16 protein-coding genes, 1 tRNA gene and 1 riboswitch are annotated in these 18827 nt (G+C 59.5%); of the genes, 15 read left to right on the forward strand and 2 right to left on the reverse strand.

The features are described from left to right. The first annotated feature begins 46 nt into the window (after positions 1–46). The 3 genes from glpK to AC5S3R_RS03830 are packed head-to-tail and all read left to right on the forward strand — an operon-like array spanning position 47 to position 3370. Positions 47–1534, forward strand: coding sequence for a glycerol kinase GlpK (gene glpK / locus AC5S3R_RS03820; RefSeq protein WP_494265377.1), 1488 nt, complete (start codon positions 47–49; stop codon positions 1532–1534). A gap of 3 nt (positions 1535–1537) precedes the next feature. After that, a complete protein-coding gene (locus AC5S3R_RS03825; protein ID WP_494265378.1) occupies positions 1538–3097 on the forward strand; it encodes a glycerol-3-phosphate dehydrogenase/oxidase in 1560 nt (519 codons plus the stop codon). 12 nt (positions 3098–3109) lie between these two features. Continuing rightward, complete coding sequence (locus AC5S3R_RS03830; protein WP_494265380.1) at positions 3110–3370, forward strand: UBP-type zinc finger domain-containing protein; 261 nt, start codon at positions 3110–3112, stop codon at positions 3368–3370. Positions 3371–3478: 108 nt separating this feature from the next. Here AC5S3R_RS03830 and AC5S3R_RS03835 read toward each other — a convergent pair whose 3' ends face one another. Then, positions 3479–5188 carry a pectate lyase-like domain-containing protein gene (locus AC5S3R_RS03835; RefSeq protein ID WP_494265381.1) on the reverse strand — a complete coding sequence of 570 codons (1710 nt, stop codon included), beginning with the start codon at positions 5186–5188 and terminating at the stop codon, positions 3479–3481. A 137-nt stretch (positions 5189–5325) separates the two neighbouring features. Here AC5S3R_RS03835 and AC5S3R_RS03840 point away from each other — a divergent pair, with 137 nt between their 5' ends. Together AC5S3R_RS03840 and AC5S3R_RS03845 are read left to right on the forward strand one after the other, a co-directional pair. Further along, positions 5326–6216: a sugar phosphate isomerase/epimerase family protein gene (locus AC5S3R_RS03840; protein WP_494265382.1), complete on the forward strand. Its 891-nt coding sequence runs from the start codon at positions 5326–5328 to the stop codon at positions 6214–6216. 81 nt (positions 6217–6297) lie between these two features. Next, positions 6298–6579, forward strand: coding sequence for a hypothetical protein (locus AC5S3R_RS03845; protein WP_494265383.1), 282 nt, complete (start codon positions 6298–6300; stop codon positions 6577–6579). 28 nt (positions 6580–6607) lie between these two features. On the opposite strand, the gene AC5S3R_RS03850 is transcribed toward AC5S3R_RS03845, so the two are convergent. Next, the gene (locus AC5S3R_RS03850; protein ID WP_494265384.1) at positions 6608–7060 is read right to left on the reverse strand and encodes a hypothetical protein; all 453 of its coding nucleotides are present in this window, start codon (positions 7058–7060) and stop codon (positions 6608–6610) included. A gap of 75 nt (positions 7061–7135) precedes the next feature. Here AC5S3R_RS03850 and AC5S3R_RS03855 point away from each other — a divergent pair, with 75 nt between their 5' ends. The 10 genes from AC5S3R_RS03855 (at position 7136) to AC5S3R_RS03900 (ending at position 18782) form a co-directional block, all read left to right on the forward strand. Continuing rightward, on the forward strand, positions 7136–7711 hold the full coding sequence (locus AC5S3R_RS03855) for a hypothetical protein (RefSeq protein ID WP_494265385.1): 576 nt from the start codon (positions 7136–7138) through the stop codon (positions 7709–7711). Positions 7712–7861: 150 nt separating this feature from the next. Further along, a tRNA-Arg gene (locus AC5S3R_RS03860) sits at positions 7862–7938 on the forward strand. Positions 7939–7969: 31 nt separating this feature from the next. Beyond that, positions 7970–8797, forward strand: coding sequence for a hypothetical protein (locus tag AC5S3R_RS03865; RefSeq protein ID WP_494265386.1), 828 nt, complete (start codon positions 7970–7972; stop codon positions 8795–8797). A 15-nt stretch (positions 8798–8812) separates the two neighbouring features. Further along, complete coding sequence (locus tag AC5S3R_RS03870; RefSeq protein WP_494265387.1) at positions 8813–9139, forward strand: hypothetical protein; 327 nt, start codon at positions 8813–8815, stop codon at positions 9137–9139. 135 nt (positions 9140–9274) lie between these two features. Then, positions 9275–10483 carry a hypothetical protein gene (locus tag AC5S3R_RS03875; RefSeq protein ID WP_494265388.1) on the forward strand — a complete coding sequence of 403 codons (1209 nt, stop codon included), beginning with the start codon at positions 9275–9277 and terminating at the stop codon, positions 10481–10483. Between the two features lie 179 nt (positions 10484–10662). Next, a complete protein-coding gene (locus AC5S3R_RS03880; protein ID WP_494265389.1) occupies positions 10663–12510 on the forward strand; it encodes a CRTAC1 family protein in 1848 nt (615 codons plus the stop codon). Between the two features lie 158 nt (positions 12511–12668). Next, positions 12669–14129 (forward strand): alpha-L-fucosidase, encoded by a 1461-nt coding sequence (locus tag AC5S3R_RS03885; protein WP_494265391.1) that lies wholly within the window; start codon positions 12669–12671, stop codon positions 14127–14129. 86 nt (positions 14130–14215) lie between these two features. Beyond that, positions 14216–15424, forward strand: coding sequence for a phytoene desaturase family protein (locus AC5S3R_RS03890; protein WP_494265392.1), 1209 nt, complete (start codon positions 14216–14218; stop codon positions 15422–15424). Between the two features lie 2 nt (positions 15425–15426). Beyond that, positions 15427–16290, forward strand: a complete 864-nt coding sequence (gene sigJ / locus AC5S3R_RS03895; RefSeq protein WP_494265394.1) for an RNA polymerase sigma factor SigJ — start codon at positions 15427–15429, stop codon at positions 16288–16290. A gap of 85 nt (positions 16291–16375) precedes the next feature. Further along, positions 16376–16471, forward strand: a riboswitch (TPP riboswitch). Positions 16472–16535: 64 nt separating this feature from the next. Continuing rightward, positions 16536–18782, forward strand: coding sequence for a TonB-dependent siderophore receptor (locus AC5S3R_RS03900; protein WP_494265396.1), 2247 nt, complete (start codon positions 16536–16538; stop codon positions 18780–18782). Positions 18783–18827: the final 45 nt, after the last annotated feature.

An 18827-nucleotide genomic window follows, 5' to 3' on the forward strand; every position in this document is an offset into this window, starting at 1 on the left:
CACCATCTCACATGCTTCACTGTTGCCCGTAGGCGGATAAACAAAAATGAGTTACATTCTTGCCCTCGATCAAGGCACTACAAGTTCGCGCGCAATCCTCTTCGACCACAGTGGTGCGATCGTCTCTGTCGCGCAGCAGGAGTTCCAGCAGTTCTACCCCAACCAGGGATGGGTCGAGCATGACCCCATGCAGATTCTCAGCACGCAGTTCTCCTGCGCGGTGGAAGCGCTGAGCCGCGCCAATGTGCGTCCTCGTGACATTGCCGCCATTGGCATCACCAACCAGCGCGAAACCGTCATCGTATGGGACCGCGCCACCGGCAAGGCCATTCATCCCGCCATCGTCTGGCAGGACCGCCGCACTGCTGCCTACTGCAACCAGCTCAGCGCAACCGGAGCGTCAGAGACCGTCAGCAGCCGTACCGGCCTCGTCATCGACCCCTATTTCTCTGCAACAAAAATCAAATGGATTCTCGACAATGTGGAAGGAGCGCGGGCACGCGCGGAAAAAGGCGAACTTGCTTTCGGCACCGTGGACTCGTGGCTCATCTGGCATCTCACCAGCGGCACGCGCCACATTACCGACATCACCAACGCTTCGCGCACCATGCTCTTTAACATCGTGGAAGGCAAGTGGGACGATGACCTGCTCAAGCTCTTTGAAATCCCCGCAAGCCTTCTGCCGGAAGTCGTCTGGTCGAGCGAGCGCGTCGCCGAAGTCACCACCTCGCTCGGCCTCGCAGGCATTCCCATCGCCGGCATTGCAGGCGACCAGCAAGCCGCGCTCTTCGGCCAGATGTGCTGGTCTCCCGGCGAAGCGAAAAACACCTACGGCACCGGCTGTTTCCTGCTGCAAAACATCGGCACAAAGTTTGCTCGCTCCAAGAACAAACTGGTAACAACCGTTGCCGCAAGCGCGCATAAACGCCTCGAATACGCATTGGAAGGCTCCGTCTTCATCGGCGGCGCTGTGGTGCAGTGGCTCCGCGACAACCTGCGCCTCATTGGCTCCTCGGCTGACGTGGAAGCGCTCGCCAATGAAGTACCCGACGCTGGGGGCCTCGTCTTTGTGCCTGCCTTTGTTGGCCTTGGCGCGCCGTGGTGGGACCCGCATGCGGGCGGCCTGCTCATTGGCCTGCGCCGCGATACGCGTCACGGACACATTGCCCGCGCGGCTCTCGAAAGCATCGCCTTCCAAGTTGCAGACGTGCTTCAAGCAGTGAAGAGCGAAACACCCACGCCGCTCAGCGAGTTACGCGTAGACGGAGGCGCCGCCGTCAACAATCTCCTCATGCAGTTTCAGGCCGACCTGCTTCACGTCCCCGTTGTTCGTCCGCGCGTGACCGAGACCACTGCGCTCGGCGCGGCATATCTTGCAGGATTAGCAACAGGCTTCTGGGAAAGCCCGGAAGCACTCCGCGCGCAGCATCAAATTGATGCGCGCTTCACCCCCGGTATGGCTGCAGAAGACGCTGCCGCCCGCAGGGCACAATGGCTGCGCGCAGTGGAGCGCTCCAGAAACTGGACGGAGTAACGAATGAACCGCAACGAAATGCTCCGCAATCTGCGGGAACAAAAAGAGCCCTTCGACATCGCCATCATCGGCGGCGGAGCCACCGGAATGGGCGTAGCCGTTGATGCCGCCGCGCGCGGCTTCAAGGTCGCGCTCGTGGAAGCATACGACTTCGGCAAAGGCACCAGTTCACGTTCCACCAAGCTCGTTCATGGCGGCGTGCGTTATCTCGAACAAGGCAACGTACCGCTCGTTATGTCTGCGCTGAAAGAGCGCGGCCTGCTTCGCCAGAACGCGCCGCATCTCGTGCATGATTTAGCGTTCGTTGTGCCCAACTACTCCTGGTGGGAAGCACCCTTCTACGGCATCGGCCTCAAGCTCTATGACCTGCTCGCAGGCAAATACGGCTTCGGCGCATCCAAGCTGCTCTCGCGTGAAGAAACACTCGAACGCCTGCCCGCACTGGAACCGGAAGAGTTGCGAGGCGGCGTCATCTACTATGACGGCCAGTTCGACGATGCGCGTTTGCTTATTCATCTCGCCATGACCGCCGCCGAACACGGCGCAACGCTCGTCAACTACTGCCCCTGCACAGGCCTGCTCCGCGACGCCGACGGCTACGTGAACGGCCTCACAGCGCAGGATGCGGAAACTGAAGAGACCTTCACCATCCCTGCGCGCATTGTCGTCAACGCAACCGGCGTCTTTACCGACAGCATTCGCCACATGGCCGACCCGAAGGCCGAAGAACTTGTTGTCACCTCGCAAGGCATTCATCTGGTTTTCGACAAGAGCTTTCTTAAAGCCGAGACTGCGCTGATGGTTCCGCGCACCAGCGATGGCCGCGTGCTCTTCATCATTCCGTGGCACGGTCACGCTGTTGCAGGCACCACCGACACGCCCGTCGATGCCCCGCAGCTTGAACCGCGCCCTCTGGAAGAAGAAATCGAATTTATTCTCGAAACTGCTGGCCGCTATCTCAGCCACCAACCCACACGCGCCGACGTGCTCGCCGTTTACGTAGGCCTGCGCCCGCTCGTCAAAGGTGGAGAAGGCAAAACCTCCGCGCTCTCCCGCGACCACCTCATTCACGTAGACCCCAGCGGCCTGCTCACTATCACCGGAGGCAAGTGGACAACGTACCGACACATGGCCGAGGACTGCGTCGATCACGCCATCACGCTTGCACGTCTGGAAGAAGCCGCCTGCCCCACCAAGTCGCTGCACATTCACGGCTACCAGGAAAATGTCGATGACAATGACAGCCTCGCTGTCTACGGCACCGACGCGGAAAAAATCCGCGCACTGGCAGCATCCGACCCAGCGCTCGCAAAGCAATTGCATCCAGACCTGCCCATCATCGCCGCGGAAATCGTATGGTCTGCCCGCGAAGAGATGACGCGCACTGTGGAAGATGCACTCGCTCGGCGCACACGCGCGCTCTTTCTCAACGCCAAGGCTGCAACGGAAATGGCACAGCCCGCCGCACAGTTGCTAGCGAAAGAGCTAGGCAAAGATGACGCATGGATTGCCGCACAGGTCCTTGCATTTTCTCAGCTTGCAGCGCAGTATCAAGTGCAATAAGGAGACCTGCCTATGGCGCCCATGTGCAAGCACATTGCCGACCACGTAAAAGACGTAAAGCCCAACACCCAAGGTTGCGAAGAGTGCCTCAAAACGGGCGACAAGTGGGTGCATCTGCGCATGTGCCTTGAGTGCGGCCACGTTGGCTGCTGTGACTCCTCAAAGAACCGCCACGCCCGCGCCCACTTCCACACAACCAAGCACCCCATCATTCAATCCGCCGAGCGCGGCGAAAACTGGCGTTGGTGTTATGTGGATGATACGTATCTGTAAGGCAGGGACAAGAAGAAAGCAGCGGCATCTTCCTCACTCTGCCTGAGAAGCTGCTATGTGAAGATGAAAATCCTGCCTGAGTATGGACTTTCTTCTTGTCCCTTTACTTCACGGAAACAACGTCACCTTAGGCGTCTTCCTCGGCTTCATCTCCGTCGCTCCGCCTGCATCATCAATCACGTTGGAGATCTCGCCTAGATTACCGAGCGCTACCGTAATCATGCTGTGAAAATGCACGCCTGGCGCACGCGGAACCTCTATTGCGCGCGTCAGCTTCACATCCGGATGCACAAAGACCGAGTAGACGCCCAGCCCCCACGCCTCATGCTGCGTTACACCATCGGCAACCTTGTATGAGGCCCAGCCATTCACACCCGGCGCAGAAGTAAAACTCGCCTGCGTCGGAGGGTCATAGGGAATTTCGGATTGATAAAAATATGTTCGCCCCGCATTGCCGTTCCACAATACCTGGAATTGCTGATGATGCTCCACAAACAAGCCATACACCGTCACGCGGTCGCCATTCACCACTAATCCATTCGTGCTCGTGTTCTCATCCCAGCCAACGCCGTCGCCATGGTCCGCGCGCCAAATCCACGTATGGTCAATCAGCGTGTCATTCGCATTCACACGCAGATTTACCTGCGCCCGGCCCGCGCCCGCGCCGCCTACACGAAAGAAAATATCGTGCAGGGAAATCGGGTTCCGCGTATGACTCACCCTTGAGCCTGTTGTGCCCACCTCCATCAACACAGGCGAAGTCTTCTTGCCAGCATCAATCAACAATCCCGCGAGAACAATTCCATCTTCATCCGCCGTCGTAACCGCCGCCGTGCCATTCACCGGCTTCAGCGTGGCAAAGCCAATCCCCAGCACAACCGCATCGGCATGCGCTACGCGAATCGGCTCGCTCAGCTCATAAATCCCCGGCGTCAGCAAAAGATTCTTGCCTGCGGCAAGCTGCGCATTCATCGTCGTAGCCGTATCTCCCGGCTTTGCAATGTAAAACCGCTCCAGTGGAATCGAACGCCCCGGCGTGGCGCCGCCATGCCATGTAATTCCGCTTGAGTTTGTCTGCAAGGCAGGAACGCGCACGTTCCAGTGCCCCTTTGTATCCACCTCAAGAAACGGCTTCTCTCGCGTCACCGGAGCCTTTGCCACCGTCGTATAAGGCGGCTCAGGCCACTGCCCCGCAGGCGGATGGTCAATGCCCACAAAGACCATATTCCAGTTCGAGCCCGTCCAGCTCTTCCATTCACTGTTGCGAGAAATCCACTGCTGCTGCGAGCCCGAGTCCACATTCCCATCAATCATGGAATCCGAAATCCATCCCCCGCTGGCCCAGCCGCGATGCTGATGCAACACGAGATTGCCATGAATGCTCATGCGGCGAAACGGCGCGGCCTGCGAGACGGCCCACTGCATGGTGCCACCAGTAGGGACAACCGAAAAACCTTCCACCCCGCGCCAGAAGGTACAAGTCGCATTGTTGTTCGGCAGGCTCGCATCCGCATGCACGTTGCCCTCAATTCGCACCGCATCCGGCGTAACGCCTACGCCCACAACCTGCGTATAAAACCCAATCGGAATATCCGCGTGATACGTGCCCGGCAAAAACAGAAACGCATTGCGCTGCGCGCCAAACTCGCTATGCTGCTGCGCCGCATACACCGCGTCAATCTTTTGCTGCATCTCGGCCTGCGGAGTCTTCGGCCCAAAGACCAGAACATTCGCGCCAAAATCCGGTGTCTGCGCGGAAAGAAAACCCGCCGCCATCAACGCAGCGGCAACAACTCGAATACGTATCGCCAAAGACATAAAAGTTTGAGCCTGATTGAAGAAGTTTGTACCAACGCCGAGCTATTCTGCATGCCCAAAGCAGCCGCAGACAAGCTCCCATCTTTACATTACGCCGTGCGACAGGTAAGAATGGCAGCGCAGAAAAGGATACCGAGATGACATCTTCCATTTCCCGCAGAGACTTTGTGCGCTTAGGCGCGGCCGCCGTTGCAACCGCCGCAGTATCCACGCATCTTTCCGCCGCCGAGCCCAAATCGCCGCTCGGCCTGCAGCTCTACTCCGTGCGCAACCTGCTGCCCAAGGACTTCGACGGCACGCTCGCCAAGCTGGCCTCCTTTGGCTACAAGAACGTGGAAGCCGCGGGCTACTACAACAAAACCTCCGCCGAGTGGCGCGCCGCGCTGGACAAAGCCGGCCTGCGCTGCGTCAGCACGCACCATCCGCTGCCCATGCTGCGCCAGCATGAAGACGAGTACATCGAGTTCGCCCACTCCGCCGGAATGAGCTACATCATTTGCTCTTCTCCCATGCGCAAACCCGACCCCAACAACCCCACCCCGCCGCACTACGGCGACAAAATGTCGCTCGACGACTGGCACTGGGTCATCGACGAGTTCAACCGCATCGGCGCCAAGGTCAAGGCTGCCGGCCTCCAGTTCGGCTACCACAACCACGTGGAAGTGCTGGAAACGCTGGACGGCAAGGTTGTCTATGACGAACTGCTCAGCCGCACCGACCCCAAGCTGGTTGTCTTTGAGATGGATTGCGGCTGGTTCAAGTTTGCCGGCGGCGACCCCGTTGCCTATCTCAGCAAAACACCAGAGCGCTTCCCGCTGCTGCACATCAAGGACTTCAACCTCAACAGCGCCGATAAGGCCCACGGCCACTCCATTGTTCTCGGCACGGGCTCCATCGACTACAAGCCCATCTTCCAGGCCGACAAGGGCCTCAAGCAGTACTTCGTTGAGCAGGAGGAGTTCGCTTCCGGCGACGTTCTCGGCGAACTGGAAAAGGACGCCGCATTTATGAAAGCTTTCCGCTACTAACAGGGTGCAGGGGACAAGGTGCAGGGGACAGAAAATGCGTAGGCTCTGCACCCCGCACCCTGTACCCTGTACCCTGTAAACATGAATGTTTTCGACGAGCGCAAGTCCGAGTTGGAGCGCTACGAGTTCATGATGGGCCGCGACCGTGGCCGTCTCGCCGTGGCGCTCGACGTTCTTACTGATTCCCTCATCATGATTGGCCAGCACGGTGTCTACTGCGTTTCCAATCGCAACCCATCGAAGCCCGCGCTTGATTTGCAGGCTGTTCTTCAGGGTATTGAAGGCGCGAAGGACCTTATCAAGTCCGTGATGGAAGAGATTCGGAAAGACAGGGAACAAGGGACCGAGGGAACAAGGGAATAAAAACCCGCATGCGCTATCGCGCGTCGAGCTACCGTGCGTCGAGCCAGGCCTTTTCAAAGCTGGTCACGCAGGTTACACCGGCCTTCTTCTTGGAGTCATCGGTTTTCGTGGTGTAGAACGGCGTATCCGATCCCTTCAGGTAGGCGCGCATATGTACCTGGGACGAAAAGGTCATCGTCGTCGACCATGAGTTATTGCCCTTCTCGTCCGTGGACTGGTTATTCTGCTTCTCCCGGTCCATCTTCTTGTCAAAGCGGAGAACAATGTCGGCGTTGTCGGCATCGTCCGCGACCGTAAAGCGGCCCCAGCGCTGCAACTGCTCCAGCGCGCCGTCGGAGACCTCGCCCGTCTTCGTGTCGTTGAGAATGGCAACCGTCTTCGCGGTAAAAGCAGCCCGAGGCATAGGCCCCTGCTGCGCCGATACGGAAACAACAGCGAACAAGGCAAGCGAAAGCAGGGCAGCGCGGAGAAAAGGCTTCATTCTGTGTCTCCCGGCAGAGGTTTCTCCAGATTGCGTACCAGCATAGCATTGGCGTAGCCGATACAATGGCTCGGAATGTCGAAAACGATTGCTGTAGTTTGCATACTGCTAGCGTCCATCTCCTTATGTTCTCAAGACGAACAAAAACGCGCTCGCGTTTCATTCAACGACTCACTTGGCTCCCTCGCCAGAGCGAAAAATCTAACACAGCTTGAGGATGAGTGGCATCGAGTTCCGAGGGACTATCCACATCGTGCTGTCCGCGCAGCAATATACGCAAAGCTGCAAGGCCCGCATTCCGACGCAATTCTGATTAGTGCTATGCCGAGTAATGGCAGAGAAATGGCGGCACTCTATGATGCACAAGAGACTAAGCAGGGCCAAGACATGGCAGTTACAGATGCCTATGACACCTTCTATACCCGACTTGCAGATACGCTCGGACGTAATCCCGAACAACTACCTCAGTTCCTCAGAATGATTCACGCATTTCATTACACAGACAATGTTGATGAGTGGCCTTGGCTTTGTGGGTTAGCAAGCAAGATATATGACACTCATCCTCACGCATACCTTTCCAGCGCAGAGAAACTTGAACGCACATTCAAGAAAGAAGCGATGGAATGCCGACAAGCTCCCGACGCACCCTAGATTCCAGCACTGCATGTCCCGCATATGCGCGCTTTTTCGAGCATATGTGGGGTTATCTACAGCTTTTTTACAGCATTTCGCCCTTTATCTACCCCCTATCCCCCACACCCGATACCCCATCCCCTGCTTTTGCTGTATCCTTATAAAAGTGCACCCGTAGCTCAGCTGGATAGAGCGAACGCCTCCGGAGCGTTAGGTCGGGAGTTCGAATCTCTCCGGGTGCACCATTCCTTCCACCAATCCCGTCTACTGTAAAGAATGAAATTTCATCTTCCCGTCTCCGTCAACGAAATCCTCTGGATGCTGACCTTTGCCGGCCATCTGGTCCTGCTGGTCGTCCTTATGGGCCGCGACCGCGTCCGCCGCTTTCCTTTCTTTACCGCCAGCATCGTCCTCATCACCTTCCGCCTGCTGGCCGCGCGCATGCTCGGCGGTAAACTGCCGCAGATCACCATGGCCGGCGTCTTCATCAGCCTTGCCTGCCTGGGAGCCATCATCACCGCGCTCATGCTCTACGAGTTGGCGCAGAAGGCTTTCCGGGGCATCAAGCGCAACCTCTGGGTCGGCGCAACCATCGTTATGCTGCTCATTGGCGGCATTGTGCTTGCCACCTGGGGCGAGTGGCCCGCATGGAAGACCCTCACCGCCGGCGGCGTAATGCCCGCGCTGCAACTGCTGCAGTTGCTCGCGCTCAAGGCCACCCTGCTGCTGGATGTGGAAACCATCCTGCTCGGCCTCGCCATCGTTATCTTCGGCAAGCGCTACCAGGGCGGCTGGCGCACGCATGTGCAGAGCATCTCCATCGGCCTTGCCGTGGCCTCGCTCGCGCAGCTCAGCATGCAGGCCGCGTGGGAGATTGTCGCGCGCCACGCCAAGCCCACCTCCATGGTCGAGTACCAGCACTTCATGGACTTCCGCGAGCACCTCTTCAACGCCAACAGCGGCATCTACGTTGCCGTTCTGCTCTGGTGGATAACGATGCTCTGGCTCGATGAACCGAAGACATCCGAACCCAAAACGGCAGCGCCCGTGGACCCCATCCCTGCCGTCCCCGAGCTTCCTGCTACCAATTCGCAACCGGAGTAGTCTTAAGTAGACGATATGAAGCGCTTCTGGCTGGTCATCCTGCTCGCTCTCTTCACGGCAACCGCAATGGTTCCGTGTGAGGCCGCATGCCCCAGCCAGCAGCCCGCTTCCATGCACAACCACGACTGCTGCCTGCCCAGCGGTCACACCGCCGAAGCGCAATGCTGCGGGCAGCATGAAAAGCAGCCCACCGCCGCGCAGGCAACTCCCGCGGCACAAGCGCTCCCGCACCTCGCCACGCCGCCGCTCTTCGCCGCGCAGACAGTGTTGGCAGCGCATATTCCCGCCGCATCCACCGCGCCGAGCCTGCACAAACCACCCCAACTCATCCTCCGAACCTGATATCCGGCAAACAACACTCGTACTGCGCGGCTTCATCGCCGTGCACCCCTGCGTGTATGTTTCCCGGAGGATTCCCCTTTGCGCTGGTTGTTTACCGCTGCACTTCTCGTTGCGCCCCTATGCCTGCATGCCCAAATGGACATGAATATGAACATGGGCGGCCCTGCTGACTCTTTTCAACAAAATCTCCTGCGTCACAACGATTCCGGCACTAACCTTGAGCCAGCCTCCAGCGCTCCACCCATGCTTATGCGCATGCACAACGACTGGATGCTCATGCTGCACAGCGACGTACTGGTAGCCGAGCAGCAGCAGACCGGCCCGCGCGGCCACGACAAGCTCTTCAGCACCAACTGGGCCATGCTCATGGCGCAGCGGTCGTTCTCCAACAGCCAGCTAACCCTGAAAGCCATGCTCAGCCTGGAGCCTGCCACCGTCAGCGGCCGCTACTACCCGGAGCTCTTCCAGCAAGGCGAAACCGCCTTTGGCAAGCCCATCGTAGACGGCCAGCACCCGCACAATCTCTTCATGGAGATAGCCGCGCTCTATGACCTGAAACCCAGCGCCCACACCACGCTTTCGCTCTACGCCGCACCCGTGGGCGACCCCGCGCTTGGACCCGAAGCCTACCCGCACCGCGCCTCTATGGGCGACAACCCGCTGGCTCCGCTCGGCCACCACATGCAGGACTCCACGCATATTGCCTATGACGTACTGACCGGCGGTTTTTCTATTGGTTCTGGACAAGGCGGCGTGCGGCTAGAAGCGAGCGGATTCCATGGCCGCGAGCCTGCAGAAAACCGCTGGACCATCTACCAGGGCACGCTCGACTCCTGGTCCGCCCGCCTCAGCATCGCGCCACACCGTAACTGGTCCGCGCAATACTCCCTCGGCCATCTGACTTCTCCGGAGGCCCAGGCCCCCGGCGAAGATGTGCTTCGCCAGACAGCATCACTCGCGTTCCACCACGACTTCGGCCCCAGCAAGCTGAATGCCACCGCCGTATGGGGACGCAACCACACCATCGGCACACCCATCAACGCAACCAGTTACCTGCTGGAAGCCGCCTTCGCCATGCCCAAACAGACCATCTGGGGACGCATAGAAAACGCCGACCGCACCACCGATCTGCTGGGCACATCCGCACCGCCGGAAGAATCCGTCATAGGCCGCGTCCAGCTTTACAGCGGCGGCTACGCCCACCGCATCTGGTCCAACGCGTGGTCCACCACCGAGCTGGGTGCGCAAGCCACTGCATACGGCGTCCCCGACACGCTCACCCCGCTCTACGGCAACCACCCCTTCGGAGTCGCCGCCGTCCTCCACTGGCGCTTAGGCCGCTGACCACCGCCCTCGGGTGCCCCAGGTCTCTGCAGTTAGAGATCTGGGACACCAAAGCTATCCATTCTCCCGCACTCAACGCCCGCACGAATGGCGCGCAAAGCACGCAGTTGCCTGGACGGCCAGTCCTCCATCGAAAGGTTGATACACGCCTCAAACGCGCCGCATTTATACTCGCTGCCATGTTCCGGCCAGCCCGCAAAGCACTTTTTCTGTATGCCTTCGTGTCTCTCTCTGCATTGGCATCCGCCCAGCTCCCACCTGAGCAGCAAAACATCAAGAACTCTGAAGGCGCACAATCCGCCGCCAAATCCGGACAGGAAACAGGCTCGCCACACCCGCTCCAGCTCGACGCACAACACCGCCCCATCACCGCTGGCGGATTCGTAAAATCCGGCCCCGTAATCTTCGCCGACGACTCCGCCCAATCTGGCCTCACCGCGTGGACCCACAAAATGGGCACCCCCGCCAAGGATTACATCGTAGAAACCAAAGGCTCCGGCGTCGCGCTCCTCGACTACGACAATGACGGATGGATGGACATCTACCTCGTCAACGGCGGCACCTTCAAAAGCATCGACGGCAAAGAGACCCCTCCCCACGCAGCCCTCTTCCACAACAATCACGACGGAACCTTTACCAACGTTGCCGAAAAAGCTGGCATCACCAACGACCGCTGGGGCTTCGGCGTGGCTGTTGCGGACTACGATAACGACGGCTACCCCGATCTCTTTATCTCCAACTGGGGAGCCAACCGCCTCTACCACAACAACCACAACGGAACCTTCACCGATGTTGCCGAAAAAGCAGGCGTCTCTCTCCCCGACCCGCAAGCCTGGCACAGCGGCGCAACCTGGGGCGACTACGATGGCGACGGACGCCTCGACCTCTTCGTCGCCGGTTACCTCCACTACGACAAAAACCACATGCCCACCGCCGGCGGCAACGGCTCCGTCAACGCCTTCTGCACCTTCCGCGGCGAGCAGGTTGCCTGCGGCCCACGCGGCCTCAAGGGCGAAGGTGACCACCTCTTCCACAACAACGGCGACGGCACCTTCACCGACGTAAGCGAGAAAGCCGGAGTCGCCGATAAGCCCGGCTACTACGGCCTCGGCGCAGTCTTCGTGGATATCAACAATGACGGCAAGCCCGATATTTTGGTGGGAAATGATTCGACACCAAATTATCTCTATCTGAATAAAGGCGACGGCACCTTTGAAGACGTAAGCTACGCCAGCGGCTTTGCCCTCAACAACCAGGGCCGCGAAGTGGCCTCCATGGGCATTGCCGTCGGCGACTACGAAAACAATGGCATGCTCGATGTCTTCGACACCGCATTCTCCGACGACTACAAGCCGCTCTACCACAACGAAGGCGATGCCAACTTCACCGACATCGCCTACCAGCTCGGCATCGCCGAAATCTCCGTGCCCTTCCTCGGCTGGGGCGACGCCTTCATCGACTACGATAACGACGGCTGGAAGGACCTCATCTTCTCCAACGGCCACGTCTACCCGCAGGCCGACAAATACCAATGGGGAACCAGTTGGGCCGAGCGCCCCATGCTCTTCCACAACGTCAGCGGCAAAAAGTTTGAAGTCGCCCCCGCCGTTGAAGGCTCCGCCCTCGCGCTTGTCATCCCGGGGCGCGGCCTTGCCGCCGGAGACCTCTTCAACAACGGCAAAATCGACGCTGTTATCAATGTCATCGACAGCCACCCCGTACTGCTCAAAAACGTGAGTACCAACACCAACCACTGGGTTGAATTCAAGCTAATCGGCGGCAAATCCAGCCCCCGCGATGCCACCGGAGCCACGGTTTACCTCACCGCAGGCAGCCTCAAGCAGCGCGGCAACGTAATCAGCGGCGGCAGCTACCTCTCCACCAACGACCCACGAGTCCACTTCGGCCTCGGCACATCCACGCAAATCGACAGCGTAGAAATCCACTGGCCCAGCGGCAAAGTGGAGCAATTCCCCGCGCCGCAGCTCGACCAGATCACCACGCTCACCGAGGGCTCCGGCAAGTAGCTTTTTCTCAAGCAAGTCCGCTTTACAGATGCAACAGCCGTTCAATCAGTAAAAGAAAATCCGCCTGGGGTGTTAAAAATAAGCGAGGAGCGCCGTTCCGCCCGGAATCATCCCGGCTGGGAATCGAGCGCTTTTCACCCCGGGGTTAAACCATCAAGATGGCTACAAGAAGAGAGTTCTTTCGGCTGGCGGCACAATCCGCAACGGCCACCATGATGCTCGGCGGCAGCATCGCAACCGAGGCACAAGGCAAAACGCATCGCCCGGTTCCGCATGGCAGTCTTCCGCTCCTCGACCTGCAGCAGCGGTTTGTCGATTTACGCTTCGGCATGTTCCTGCACTTCAACATGGCAACATTTCAGGACCGCGAATGGGGAGACCCCACATCGCCCGCCGAGCTGTTTCATCCCACAGCGCTCGATACCGACCAGTGGGCCGCCGCGGCAAAATCGGCCAACATGACCTGGGGCTGCCTGACGACTCGCCACCACGATGGCTTCTGCATCTGGCCGACAAAAACAAAAGCGTCCAGCGTGGCGCAAACCTCGCATGCTACGGACGTCGTGCGCGCCTATGTCGATTCCTTCCGCAAGGCCGGCTTGCATGTCGCGCTCTATTACTCCATCCTCTCCCTGCGCGACGATATCCGCCATTTCAACGTCACACCGGCCAAAATCCAGCTCATCAAGGACCAGCTCACCGAGCTGCTCACCAACTACGGAAAGATCGACCTCCTCATCACCGATGGCTGGGACGCGCCGTGGAGCCGCATCACCTATGCAGAGGTGCCGTACCGGGAAATCTACGAGCACATCAAAAGTTTGCAGCCAGATTGCCTGCTCTGCGACCTCAACGCCAGCCAGTACCCGCCCGGCGGACTCTACTACTCCGATATCAAGGCATTCGAGCAGAACGCCGGGCAGAAGGTGCCTGAAAACAGTGATGTACCGGCCCTGTCCTGCGTAACCATTACCGATGGCTGGTTCTGGAAACAGGCCGACGCAAACGGGCATCTCAAGCCTGTCCCGACCATTGTGCATGAGTGGCTGGAGCCGCTGAATCGCCGTCACTGCAACCTGATTCTGAATACGCCGCCGAACCGCGAAGGCCTCCTTGCTCCCAACGTGGTGCAGCAGCTTGCGGAGATTGGCAAGGCCTGGCAGCACTCCGGCCCCATGGCAAAGCTCAGCGAGCACGTTGTCCTCACCACTCCGAACCTGACAATCGGCAAGCCCATCCATGCCAGCTCTTCCCCGGATACTGTAGGGCCGGATGAAGCGAATGATGGCAACTTTCGCACCACCTGGTGCCTGGATGACGGACAGACCTCGGGTTGGCTGGAAGTGGATTTCGGAAAGCAGGAAAGCTTTAACGTTGTCTCGCTGGTAGAACCCGTGGGCCGATGGGACAACTACCCGCAGAGCCGCATCCACAGCTATCGCTTCCAATCCTGGGATGGATGGCAATGGACAACACTGGCGAGCGGCGAAAGTCCCGCGCCAACAACCATCCTGCGCATTCCGCATACCTCCTCGCAAAAGCTCCGTCTTCTGCTTGAGAGCAGCGGCAAGGACGCTCCCCACGTTGCCGAAATCGGCGCATACGACGAACCCGTCTAAACAAGAAAAAGGAGCGGGGAATCCCCCGCTCCACTCCTGCTGTCACAAACGAAAAGCCTATCTCGTCTCCACTGCGGAGGGAGATTATGGCAAACTTCATCGTTATTGGCGGCGGCATCGCCGGGCTTACCGCAGCCAACGCTCTTGCGGACACCGGAGCCAAGGTAACCGTCCTGGAAAAATCCCATGAGCTGGGCGGCAGAGGGCGCACCAGGCAGGAAGACAACCACTTCCTGAACCTTGGCCCGCACGCTCTCTATCAAGGCGGCGTCGCCGCGCAAACCTTCCGGGAGTGGAAAATTCCTTTCTCCGGCGGAAACCCCGGCGAAGCATCCCCCAATCTGCGCCCCATGCTGGTGCGCGAAGGCAAGCTGTACCCCGCAGTCAAGGGTCTGAGTACCCTGGTCACCAGCCGCCTCTTCAATCTGTGGGAAAAGATGGAAGTCGCACGCCTTTTCAGCAGCTTCATCGCTGCCGATGCTGACCCGGCAGAAAGCATGGCTGACTGGCTCGACCGGAACATTCAGTCACCCGCTGTGCGGGATTACGCAAAAACACTCATCCGTATCGCAACTTACTCCATCGACCTGCAGCACCTGAGCGCCCGCGCCGCCCTGAAACAGGTATCTTCCGCGCTGCAACATGGTGTGCTTTATCTGGATCAGGGATGGCAAACCATCGTGAATGGGCTGGCGCTCCGCGCGCACTGCCTCGGCGTAGAGATTCGCTGCGGAGAGCCCGTATCGAGCCTGGACAATCTTCATGCTGACGGCATCGTGCTCGCCGTGGGCCCTGAGGCAGTCGAATCTCTAACCGGCATTCACCTGCCCGCCCGTCGAGCCGCGCATGCCGCCTCGCTCGACCTCTGCCTGAGCCGCGTGCCGGAAGATGCGCCCACCGCTGCCTTCGACCTGGACCGACCACTCTACTTTTCCGTTCATTCCGCCGTAGCCAAGCTTGCGCCAGAAGGCGGAGCGACCGTCCACGTAGCGAAATATCTCGACGAAGGAGCGCACAATCCTCGCGTACTGCTCAGCGAGCTTGAAGCATTTGCTGACCTGGTAATGCCCGGGTGGCGGCAATCCCTCGTTCATGCCCGTTTTCTTCCCCATCTCGCCGCCACGGAGGGCATTCTCACCGTTGCCGGACGCGCCGACGTCACCATCCCCGGCATGGACGGCGTAGTCATCGCCGGAGACTGGGTTGGCGCGGAGGGTATGCTGGTCGATGCAGCCGTTGCCAGCGCACTCCGGGCTGCCAATACAATTCAACAGTCCAAGGCAATGGCGGCATAATTATGGACCGCATCGCACAGTTCGAAGAGCTTCGGCCGAGTCTCATCCTGTTTGCTTATCGCATGCTGGGCGTGCGCTCCGATGCGGAAGACGTGGTGCAGGACGCCTGCCTCCGCTGGCTCGACGCCCCGGCGGAGGAGATTCGGTCGCCGAAAGCCTACCTGACGACCATGGTTTCGCGGCTCTCGCTCGATGCGCTGAAATCAGCACGCCGCAAGCGCGAAGTCTACCCCGGCCCATGGCTTCCCGAGCCGATCGTCGAGCCCCGCGGCACGCAGAATATCGAAATGGCCGAGTCGCTCTCCATGGCTTTCCTGCGCGTGCTGGAACTGCTTTCACCCGCCGAACGAATCGCCTTTCTCCTGCGCGAGGTCTTTGACGCATCCTATGCCGAACTCGCGCAAACCCTCGAAACCACGGAAGAAAACTGCCGCCAGCTCGTAACACGCGCCCGCAAACACGTGCATGAAAACCGCCCGCGCTTTTCCGTGGACCACAGGCAGCATACCCAAGTCCTGCAGCAATTTCTCCTCGCCTGCACCTCTGGAAACCCCGCACAGCTAACCGCGCTGCTGCGCCAGGATGCCGTGCTCTACTCCGATGGCGGAGGCAAAGCTACTGCCGCGCGCAACCCCATCTTCGGAGCCGACCCCATTGCGCGCTTCTTTGCCGGCATCGAGAAGAAGGGCGCACTGCGCGACGTGCATGCCGAGTTCGTCATGGTCAACGGCCAACCCGGCGCATTGCTTTATTCCGGTCACCAGCTTGCAGCCGTCGTAAATCTGGAGCTGGACGAGCACCGAAAGATTACCAACATTTTCCTCATCGTGAACCCCGACAAACTCCCACGAGACCTTCCTGCATAACCAAGACAGCAATTTCTCTTTTCAGGCCGTCTCGCTCCGTGCAATCCCCTATTTGCCCTCTACCCGTAAAAATGTTTCAATTGTGTGAGAGAAACAGGGGTGCTCTGCAATAGCAGGGCTGAGATATACCCTAGAACCCGATCCGGATAATACCGGCGTGGGAAGTTTCGGCAAGCTACCGGCCATCTTTTACGGCCCTCCGCTTCGACACTCTTGTTTCCAGCAAAACGAAACGAGAGGTGTCCATGAGCCCCGTAGCTCACACCAAGACATTCCGAATTCTCCCCTTTGCCGTTCTGGCATTTTGCTTCGCCACGTCGCACGCGCAGACTCCCGACGCCAGCCAGCAGCCCATCAAGCCTGTCCAGACCACCATTGAAGTCCATGCCGACTCGAAAGATGCCTATCGCCCTGACACCGTCAGCGTGGGCACCCTCAACGGCGCGCCCCTGAGCGAAACGCCCATCTCCGCCACCGTAGTCACCCGCGAAATCCTCACCGACCAGGGTGCCCGCACCCTCGCCGACGTCATCAAAAATGACGCGTCCATCGGCGAGGATTACGCCCCCGTCGGCTACTACGGCGACTACGAGATCCGCGGCTTTCCTCTCGATTTCGCCACCGGCTTCCAGCTCAACGGCCTCACCATCGCCGGCGAGCAGGACGTGCCGCTCGAAAACAAGGAGCGCGTCGAGTTTCTCAAAGGCATCGCCAGCGTGGAAGGCGGCGTCTCCTCCGCCGGCGGCCTCATCAACTTCGTCACCAAACGGCCCACCCCCATCTACGCCATGGACTGGGCCACCGACCACCGTGGTAGCGCCTACGGAGCCGCCGATCTCGGCCACCTCTTCGGCAGCGCCAAACAAGTCGGAGCGCGTCTCAACCTCGCCGGTGAGCGCATCGCCAGCTACGTCAACGGAGCCAACGGCTGGCGTGCCGTCGGTGCTGGCGCGGCAGACTGGCATATCTCCCCCGCCGCCATTCTCAAAACCGACTTCGAGTTCCAGCACAAGTCCGAACGCTCCGTCTCCGGCTACCAGCTTCTCGGCGGCACAACCGTCCCCGATATCGATCGTATCTCGCCCGCAACGATGCTCGGTCTGCAACCGTGGGCCAAGCCCAATACCTTCGACACCTACAACACCGGAGCCCGCTTCGACTACGACCTGCCACGCGGATGGCACGCCTTCGTAGCCGCGTCCTTAAGCCACTCGCTCATCGACGACAACGTCATCTACGCCTACGGCAACAGCGATAACGATCCCTACTACTTCTTCGCTCCCGACGGCACCTATGATGTCTACGACTACCGCAACCCCGGCGAGCTCCGCATCAACTCACAGATAGAAGCGATGCTGCTGGGCCACCTCCGCACCGGCGCAGTTACGCATGAAGTTGCAGTAGGCGGCAGCCTCTTCACGCGCAGCGTCCGCATGCCCGGCTACTACACCGTGAATGAACCTTCCGACCCGAACGGCATCATCCAGGACGGCTCCGTCTACACCTACCTTGGCCCGGAAAACATCTATCAGCCCAACGTGGCCTATGACAGCGAAGAACCGCGTCAGCAAGCCGGTCCGCGCCGCCTGTACGAAAACGACCATCAGCCCTCGCTCATCCTGCAGGACCGCATCCATCTCCCCGCGCATATCGACCTGCTAGCTGGAGGACGCTTCGTCTCCCTGCGCGACCACAACTACTCCGCCAACGCGACAGACCCGACAGTTGCTCCCGACAACACCGACAAAACCATCTGGCTCCCCAGCTTCGCGGCCAGCATTGCGCCCATCAAGCCACTGCTTCTCTACGCGAACTACAACGTCATGCTCTCGCTCGGGCCGCAAGCGCCATGGTGGGCCACCAACGGCAACCAGTTCCTCAGCCCCTACTTCACTCGCCAGGCAGAGATCGGCGCAAAGTACGAGCCCACCCAACGCATCCTCATCACCGGTGCGCTCTTCCACATGCGCGCCCCGTTCTTCTATCCGCAAGGCGATGGCCCCGACGACCAAACCTTCATCGCACAGGGCCACGAAACCCATGACGGCATAGAGGTCAACGCACAAGGCCGCGCCAGTCGCTGGCTGCAACTCACCGCATCTGCGGCCGCCATCCGCGCCAATGCGCAAAACACCGGCACGCCCTCCTATGACAACAAGCAGGTCCTCAACGTGCCCCACGTTCGCACCTCGGTTTTCGCGGACGTGCTTATTCCGCACGCAAGAGGACTGCATCTGCTCCCCGGCTGGAGCTACACAGGCCGCAAAGAAGCCACCCGTGACGACACCGTCAGCGTACCCGGCTACAACATCTTCAACCTCGGTGCGCGCTACACTCCCGGCGGAGAACAAGGCCGTGTTACCCTTCGTCTCTATGCAGACAACATCGCCGACAAGCGCTATTGGAAAGACACAGGTGCGAGCCTCGGCGATACCTTCATCCACCTCGGCGCGCCCACAACCGTACGCTTAAGCGCACACTACACCTTCTAAACAAGGACAACCTCAACATAGCAATGAGCACAACCGTACATTCAC

The organism is Occallatibacter sp. FHG110214_02, from assembly GCF_059115385.1.